This is a genomic window from Roseomonas indoligenes, from assembly GCF_017813365.1.
GTDB classification, from domain to species: Bacteria; Pseudomonadota; Alphaproteobacteria; order Acetobacterales; family Acetobacteraceae; genus Roseomonas; species Roseomonas indoligenes.
On the sequence record NZ_JAGIZA010000006.1, the window covers coordinates 281,362 to 287,560 of the forward strand.

Genomic DNA, 6,199 nt, shown 5'->3' on the forward strand with positions numbered 1-6,199 from the left:
GTCAGGAGCGCCCGGCCAGCGGCGTTTCCTCGTAGCGGAGGAGGAGGTCGGAGGGGCCGGCATAGACGGCGATGCAGCCGGCGGCGCGCAAGGGCTCGTCCGCCCATCCGCCGCTGCGGACGCCGATGGGGCGGAGACCGGCCTTGGCGGCGGCCTTGGCGTCGTAGGGGGTGTCGCCGACGGTGACCACCTGGGTCTTGTCCTCCGTGCCGCAGAGGGCGAAGGCGGCGTCGAAGATGTCGGGGTGGGGCTTGGAGCGCTCGGAGTCGTCCGACGTGGTCTCGCCGTCCACGAGGTCCTCGATGCCGGCGATGCGCTTGAAGACCTGCAACTCCTCCTTCTTGGCGGAGGAGGCGAGGATGACGCGGGTGCCGTCCGCGCGGATGCGGCGGAAGAGGTCGGGCACGCAGGAGAAGGGGCGGATGAGGGGCGTGTAGCGCTCCTTCATGATGGTGCTCCGGTGCTTCTCCAGGGGCTTCTGCTTCTCCTCCATCTCCTCCGGCGAGAGGAAGACCGGGATGAGCTGGTCCCCGCCCTTGCCGATCTGGTCGCGGATCGTGACGTAGGGGACGTCGTGGCCGAAATCGCGCAAGGCGTCCTGCCAGGCGCGGGCGTGGAGATCGACGGAGTCGATCAGCGTTCCGTCCACGTCGAAGATCACGGCCTGGATCATCGGAAATTCCCCTTGCTGCGCGCGGGTAACGCCGCGCGGGGGCCTGTCGTTCAGGCCGCGATGTGTCCGAGGGCACGGCGGATGTTGGCGCGGGCCTTTTCGTCCAGCGCGGCGTGGAACCTGTCGGAGTGGAAGAGGCGGGGACGGTCTAGGAGGGTGCGGAGGAAGGCGGCGCGGCCGGTGCGGTAGGCATCCCGGCCGTGAATGGGCTCGTACTCGGCGGCGATGCCGCGCTCATAGGCGTCGTAGTCGGCCGTTGCGGCGCCGAGGATGGCGAGGTCGAGGTCAAGGAACAGCGCGACGTCGTGGCGCCAGTTCTCCGGCAGGTCGGGCGGCAGGTCGTGTGTGGCGGTGAGGCGGATCATCTCGGCGGCGATCCCCATCACCTGCGGGTGGACGAGGCCGGAGAGGTCGGCGCGCAACAGGGCGGCACTGCGGGCCTCGTTGTCGCGCGCGGCGGGCTCGTAGATCGCGTCGTGATACCAGATCGCGAGCTCCATCGCGGCGGCATGGGCGAGGGGGCCGGGCAGGGCGGCCATGCCGCGCAGCATGGAATCCACGTGGGATTGCGCGTGGTATACGCGGTGCGGCTCCGCCAGGCGGGTGCGCAGGGCGGCGCGGCAGGCGTCCAGGTGGGCGAACATCAGGAGGCCGGCCTTGCCGAGGGGCGTGGCAACCAGGTGATGAGGAAGGCGGTGCCTGGGCCGGGCTCGCGCTCGAGCGTCGCGTCGATGCCGCGGAGCAGGCTGTCCACCACCGTCATGCCGAGGCCGCGGCGGAGCTCGTCCGGCATGCCGTTGCCGTCGTCGGCGACGCGGAGGGTGAAGCCGCCTTCCCCGGCCGGGCGCAGGGTGATCCGCACGGTGCCCGGGCCACGGCCGGCGAAGGCGTATTTGAGGGCATTCGTCGCCAGCTCGTTCACCACCAGCGCGATCTTCACGGCCACGTCGGCCGGCACCTCCAGCGCCGCGAGGTCGGTCTCGACCCGGGCGGCGGTGGCGCCCTCCGTCACGTCCCGCGCCTCCAGCGCCCGCGCGAAGCGGCTCAGCATGGTGTCGAGCGCGACGCGCTGGCCCGGGCCGTCATGCAGCAGCTCGTAGGTCATGCCGATGGCGACCATGCGGCCCTGGGCGGTCCGCAGCGCCTGCAGCGCGGCGTGGTCGGAGAGCTGGCGCTCCTGAAGGCGCAGGAAGGAGGTCACGAGGGCGAGGTGGTTCTTGATGCGGTGGTGCGCCTCCCGCAGCAGCAGGTCGCGCAGGTGGATGGCCTCGTCGCGGGTCGCACGGGTGGCGCCGAGGCGGCGGATGAGGTCGGCCACGTCCGAGGGGGCCTCCCTGTCCGCGGCCTCGGCCGGAAGGGTGCCGTCCGGGGCTTCCAGCCGGCGGGTGGCGGCCTCCAGCGGGGCGACGACGAAGCGCTGGACGGACCAGAACAGGGCGCCCATGCCGGCCAGCAGGACGAGGGCGAGGAGCAGGGGCGGCAGCGCCACTTCCAGCGGCGCGCCGGCGCGGATCGCGCTTTCCGGGAAGGAGGCGACGAGGGAGAGGTCGTCCGTCGCGCGGGCCTGGATGAGGACGTGGCCGGCCGCGGCGGCGATCCCGGCATCCTCCGGCGTGGGGGCGTTGAAGGAGGCCCGGAGCGCGTCCGGCAGGACAGGCAGGGAATCCGGCGTGCCGACGAGGCCGACGCTGGCCTCCGCGGAATCGAGGAGCCAGACGCGGAGCCCGTCCCGTGCCGGAACGTAGCGGGCTATGGCCTCCCGCAGGCCTTCCACGGTGACGGCTGCGACGACCACCGCGTCGTGCCGGCCGTTGCGCCGAATGGGGTGGGCGACGCCGATCACCTGGCCCGCGCCGAAGGAGGAAGGGACGAGGGCGCCAGTGACGGGGCGGCCGGTGAGTTCCGCGGTACGGGAGACGCCCTGGGTGGCCTGGCGGCCCACCATGGAGGGGAGGGTGGAGCAGGTTACGCTGTGCTGCGCGTCCACCACGAAGAGGTGGCGGACCAGGGCCTCCATGGTGAGGTGGGCGGCGTTGAGGAGGGCGGAGCAGGCACCCGGCCCGTTCGCCATGGGGTCGGCTACGGCGAGAATCGAGACGCCCTGGCGGGCCTGTTCCAGCGCGCTGCCTACACGTTCCGCGAGCCGGCGGGTCTCAGCGATCGCCAGGTCCTCGTTACGGGCGGAGAGGGTTTCGGCCTGCCACCAGGTGAAGGCGCCGGCACCGAGGAGGATGACGAGGGAGACGGCGCCGTAGACGAGGGCAAGGCGCTGGCTGAAGGTCCAGCGGGCGGCCGGACCGCTCTCCGCACCGATGGCCGGGGCCGGTGGGAGGTGCGCGATGTGAAGGCCCTCCGGCATGGTTCCCCGTTCCTTGCGAGGACGGTTTTGCAGGCCCGGGGAGGGGTTAGTCAAACTTTCGTGACAGGGTTGCTCGACGGGGCGCCGCAGCGGGCGAAGGCCGGGGCCATGGCGGCCGGGACGGGGGCTTCGCAGGCCAGGGCGGCGCCGGTTTCCGGCCCTGCCGGGAGGGCGATGGCGCGGGCGAGGAGGTGCAGCCCGGCCGGATGCGGCCGGTTGCCGTAGAAGGGGTCGCCGAGGATTGGGCAGCCCAGGAACGCGCAGTGGACGCGAAGCTGGTGGGTGCGGCCGGTCTCCGGACGAAGCTCCAGCCAGGCAAGGTCGCCATCCCCGCCGAGGAGGCGCCAGACCGTGCGGGCGGGCTGGCCATCGGGGTGGGCCTCCATGCGCCAGCCGGCCTCCCGCGTGCTCGTCTTGCGCAGGGGCGCGTTGATCACGCCTTCGCTGCCATCCGGCCGGCCGACGGTGACGGCCCAGTAGGTCTTGCGGACGGCGCGGGTGGCGAAAAGGGCGTTGAGGGCGGCGAGCGAGGGCTTCGTGCGGCCGAGGACGAGGCAGCCGGCCGTGTCCTGGTCCAGCCGGTGGGCGGGCTGGGGCAGGTGGCGCTTGCCGAGCTGGAGCAGGGGGAGCCAGTCCGAAAGGCTGGCGCCGCCCGTGCGGCCGGGATCGAGCGGCAGGCCGGCGGGCTTGTCGATCACCATCAGCTCGGGCCGGATGTGCAGGAGTCGCGCGGCGAGCCAGCCGGGCAGGGATGAGGGGTCGCGCATGAGGTCCGGTGATTCAGCGTCCCGGGGTGGGGCGATGGTGGTCTGCGTGGGGCAGGTGGTGACCGACCATACCTTCCGCGTGGACGAGATCGAACTGCCGCCTTCCAAGGTGACGGCGCGGGGCTATTCCGTGGGGGTGGGCGGGATGGCGGCCCATGCGGCGATCGCGGTGGCGCGGCTGGGCGGGCGGGCCGTGTTCTGGGGGCGCGTGGGCCGGGACGAGGCCGGGGAGGCGCTGCGGCACGCCCTGGAGGAGGAGGGGGTGGATGCCTCCGGCCTTGTCATGGCGGAGGGGGCGCGGACCCCGCTCTCGGCCGTGATCGTGGACAAGATGGGGGAGCGAAGCATCGTGACCTATCGGGGGGAGCGGCTGCCGGCCGATCCTTCCGGCCTGCCGCTGGAGCGGCTGGCGCGGGCGGGCAGCGTGCTGTGCGACCCGCGCTGGCCGGAGGCGGCGGAGGCGGTGTTCCGCGCGGCGCGGGAGCGCGGGCTGCCCGCCGTGCTGGACGCGGAGAAGAGCGAGGAGCGGATCCTGCGGCAGCTGGTGCCGCTGGCCGGGCACGTGATCTTTGCCCGCACGGGGCTGACGATCTTCGCGCCGGGAGTGGCGCCGGAGGAGGGGCTGTGGCGGGCGCTCACCTCCGGGCCGCTGGCGATGACGGCGGTGACGGACGGGGAGAAAGGGACGTTGTGGCGCGGCCCGGGGATGGAAGCGGCGCTGCGGCAGCCGAGCTTCCCCGTGGAGGCGACGAACACCACCGGTGCGGGGGACGTGTTCCACGGGGCCTATGCGCTGGCGTTGGCGGAGGGACAGGCGGTGGAGGAGGCGCTCCGCTTCGCCTCCGCGGCCGGGGCGCTGCGGGCGCGGGATGGGCGGACGCCGGGGCGGGAGATGGTGGAGGAGATGCTGGCCGGAGGTGGGGACGTGCCTTCCGTGCGAGCGCGGCGGAAGGGGTGAGGGACGGGCGAGGCGTGTTCCGGGGCGGCCGCGCGTTGCCAGATCCCGACCTGCCTATCCGACTTGCTCCTCCCGGCTGCGGGTGAGCGGCGTGACCTCATCGCCCGTATGTCTGGTGGAGGCCGGCTCGATCAGTAGCACCCAACATTCCTCACCCGCGACGGGGTCGTGGCGGAGGCCGGTCGGCATGGCGAGGAAGTCACGCGCGTTGAGATCGGCCGGGCCGTCCTCGAAATCGATGCGAAGGGATCCCTTCACGAGGTGGGAGAGCCTGTCCTGTTCCCCGGTTCGAATGGCGGCCGCCCCATGCTGCAGGCTGCCAATCGGATGGCCGGGAGGCTGAACGCCATCAGGAGCGCCAGGGACATGGAGGTGGAACGGCGACGGGCCTGCCGTTCCTGGGATCACGGCGAGCCAAGCGGAGGGGGCCGCCGGCCCTGAGCGGCGCCGAGGTTCAAGTCGTGGTGGCGACCGGCGGCGCGTCCAGCTCCCGCCGCTTCGAAATCCTCTGGGCCGAGATCGCAAGAGACGGTGCAAGGATCGGGGGCCTCCGCTCGGTCCGCTCTGGAGACCAGACCTGTGGCTCGCGGATGAAGGAAGGCCTTCCCGAGGAGGGAGCCCAGCTCAGTGGCGCGTTCTCAGCGCCTTCGACAGGGCTTCGATTGAGTACGGCTTGTGGAGGAGTTCGAAGCCCTGAGCGCCCCCTGTCGCGAGCACGTGGCTGTAGCCGCTGGTCAGGACCACCCGCAATTCTGGCCATCGGCGCCGGATCTCCTGGCCGAGTTCCACCCCGTTCATCCCGGGCATCACGATGTCGGAAAAGACGGTATCGAAGCGGCTGGCATCCTCGTGCAGGAGCTGCAACGCGGCCTGAGCGTTGGGGGCCCAGGTCGCCGCGTAGCCGAGGTCCGCCAGCAGTTGCCTGGCGAACTCGCCAACCTGGGTGTTGTCCTCCACCAGCAGCACGTTCCGGCGTCCTGCCTCGGGGCGCCCTGCCTCGGCACCTGTTGGCGGTCGCGCGACCACCGGCCTGGGCTCAACCTTCGGGAGATAGAGCGTGAAGGTCGTGCCATCCCCCATTTTGCTCTCGACCTGGAGCTCTCCTCCGGATTGCTTGGCGAAGCCGTAGACCTGCGACAGCCCAAGACCCGTGCCCTTGCCGACCTCCTTGGTCGTGAAGAACGGTTCGAAGATCCGGCCCAACAGCTCGGGCTCGATACCCGATCCTGAATCCGTCACCGAGACCGCCACGAACTCGCCCCGGCTTCCCGCATGGCCTCGCGTCGGCGGCACCTCGGAAACCTGCAGGGCCCTGAGGACTAGGTAGGGGACTCATTCAGGTCCACTCGCTGACGGTGGCGACGAGAGCGAGGCTGGCGAGGTAGTTCCGCGCGAGGCGGTCGTAGCGGGTCGCCAGCCTTCGCCAGTTCTTGAGGTGGCAG

7 protein-coding genes and 1 pseudogene are annotated in these 6,199 nt (G+C 71.9%); 1 reads left to right on the forward strand and 7 read right to left on the reverse strand.

Annotation, left to right across the window (positions count from 1 at the left end; genetic code table 11):
• Nucleotide 1 precedes the first annotated feature (1 nt).
• The 4 genes from J5Y10_RS12920 to J5Y10_RS12935 are packed head-to-tail and all read right to left on the reverse strand — an operon-like array spanning nt 2 to nt 3,799.
• A complete protein-coding gene (locus tag J5Y10_RS12920) occupies nt 2–673 on the reverse strand; it encodes an HAD family hydrolase (RefSeq protein ID WP_209374117.1) in 672 nt (223 codons plus the stop codon).
• Nucleotides 674–723: 50 nt separating this feature from the next.
• The gene (locus tag J5Y10_RS12925) at nt 724–1,317 is read right to left on the reverse strand and encodes an HD domain-containing protein (RefSeq protein ID WP_209374118.1); all 594 of its coding nucleotides are present in this window, start codon (nt 1,315–1,317) and stop codon (nt 724–726) included.
• Complete coding sequence (locus J5Y10_RS12930; protein ID WP_209374119.1) at nt 1,317–3,032, reverse strand: sensor histidine kinase; 1,716 nt, start codon at nt 3,030–3,032, stop codon at nt 1,317–1,319. The genes J5Y10_RS12925 and J5Y10_RS12930 overlap by 1 nt, the downstream gene beginning before the upstream one ends.
• Nucleotides 3,033–3,082: 50 nt before the next feature.
• Entirely contained in the window at nt 3,083–3,799 is a 717-nt protein-coding gene (locus J5Y10_RS12935) for an RluA family pseudouridine synthase (RefSeq protein WP_209374120.1), read from the reverse strand.
• Here J5Y10_RS12935 and J5Y10_RS12940 point away from each other — a divergent pair.
• The gene (locus J5Y10_RS12940) at nt 3,798–4,757 is read left to right on the forward strand and encodes a PfkB family carbohydrate kinase (protein ID WP_209374121.1); all 960 of its coding nucleotides are present in this window, start codon (nt 3,798–3,800) and stop codon (nt 4,755–4,757) included. The genes J5Y10_RS12935 and J5Y10_RS12940 overlap by 2 nt on opposite strands.
• Nucleotides 4,758–4,811: 54 nt before the next feature.
• Here the strand turns inward: J5Y10_RS12940 and J5Y10_RS12945 are convergent, their stop codons facing one another.
• From J5Y10_RS12945 to J5Y10_RS12955, 3 genes and pseudogenes are all read right to left on the reverse strand, one after another.
• Nucleotides 4,812–5,015, reverse strand: coding sequence for a cupin domain-containing protein (locus J5Y10_RS12945; protein WP_209374122.1), 204 nt, complete (start codon nt 5,013–5,015; stop codon nt 4,812–4,814).
• Between the two features lie 366 nt (nt 5,016–5,381).
• Nucleotides 5,382–6,008 (reverse strand): response regulator, encoded by a 627-nt coding sequence (locus tag J5Y10_RS12950; RefSeq protein ID WP_209374124.1) that lies wholly within the window; start codon nt 6,006–6,008, stop codon nt 5,382–5,384.
• Between the two features lie 85 nt (nt 6,009–6,093).
• A pseudogene (locus tag J5Y10_RS12955) lies at nt 6,094–6,199 on the reverse strand (IS5/IS1182 family transposase); the annotation flags it as partial.

Excerpts from the sequence above, each read along its gene's own strand:
- J5Y10_RS12920 (WP_209374117.1), bottom strand. The coding sequence starts at position 673 with ATGATCCAGGCCGTGATCTTCGACGTGGACGGAACGCTGATCGACTCC.
- J5Y10_RS12925 (WP_209374118.1), bottom strand. The coding sequence starts at position 1,317 with ATGTTCGCCCACCTGGACGCCTGCCGCGCCGCCCTGCGCACCCGCCTG.
- J5Y10_RS12930 (WP_209374119.1), bottom strand. The coding sequence starts at position 3,032 with ATGCCGGAGGGCCTTCACATCGCGCACCTCCCACCGGCCCCGGCCATC.
- J5Y10_RS12940 (WP_209374121.1), top strand. The coding sequence starts at position 3,798 with ATGAGGTCCGGTGATTCAGCGTCCCGGGGTGGGGCGATGGTGGTCTGC.
- J5Y10_RS12935 (WP_209374120.1), bottom strand. The coding sequence starts at position 3,799 with ATGCGCGACCCCTCATCCCTGCCCGGCTGGCTCGCCGCGCGACTCCTG.